This is a genomic window from Bradyrhizobium ferriligni (assembly GCF_056837965.1).
The window spans coordinates 1-384 of sequence record NZ_JBXEJO010000412.1 but is presented as its reverse complement, the minus strand read 5'-3'; the positions used below and the strand labels follow the sequence as shown (position 1 = coordinate 384).

At 58.6% G+C, this 384-nt stretch carries 1 protein-coding gene; it reads left to right on the top strand.

The window, feature by feature from the left end; genetic code table 11:
• Positions 1-384, top strand: a 384-nt coding sequence (locus AC1VNY_RS42930; protein ID WP_482409744.1) for a S1 RNA-binding domain-containing protein, incomplete at both ends; no start/stop codon positions are given.

Genomic DNA, 384 nt, shown 5'->3' with positions numbered 1-384 from the left:
GGCCTGAAGTCTGAAGCTTTTGTTCCGGTCGAAGAGTTCCTGAACGATCAGGGCGAGCTGGAAGTGCAAGTCGGCGACTACGTTTCGGTCGCAATCGACGCGCTGGAAAACGGCTACGGCGACACGATCCTGTCGCGCGACAAGGCCAAGCGTCTGGCTTCGTGGCTGAACCTTGAGAAGGCACTGGAATCCGGCGAGATCATCTCCGGTACGGTGACTGGCAAGGTCAAGGGCGGCCTGACCGTCATGGTCAACGGTATTCGTGCATTCCTGCCGGGTTCGCTCGTCGACGTGCGTCCGATCAAGGACACCACGCCGTACGAAGGCAAGACCCTCGAATTCAAGGTCATCAAGCTGGATCGCAAGCGCAACAACGTTGTGCTG